The sequence below is a fragment of the Lentilactobacillus dabitei genome (genome assembly GCF_019061365.1).
Classification (GTDB): Bacteria; Bacillota; Bacilli; order Lactobacillales; family Lactobacillaceae; genus Lentilactobacillus; species Lentilactobacillus dabitei.
On the sequence record NZ_JAHPPD010000195.1, the window covers coordinates 1 to 306 of the forward strand.

Sequence of the window (306 nt, forward strand, 5' to 3'; positions counted from 1 at the left end):
TTTTCGAGGAATGCCGGCGAAAATATTGGCCAAAAAGAACGAGATTCGGATTGGAACCGTGACGATTTCAATGGATGCCACTGGTCGCTATTACGTTTCATTGAAACTAGCTTCGAAACAGCCTTTCGTTGTACAAACGGTTAGGAAAACGCAGATGACCATCGGCATTGACCTCAATACGGACAACTTTCTCACGGATTCCAATGGCAACGTCATTGCCAACCACCGTTACTATCGAACAGTCAAAGGTAAACTGGCCAAGGCCCAACGTAAGTTATCCCGGCGAGCCTTGCGCGCCAAGAAAGA

The 306-nt window shown here is 47.4% G+C and carries 1 protein-coding gene; it reads left to right on the forward strand.

The genetic code is table 11. The features are described 5' to 3' along the window. Positions 1 to 306: transposase (locus tag KTE19_RS13760; RefSeq protein ID WP_347339424.1), on the forward strand; the 306-nt coding region annotated here is incomplete at both ends.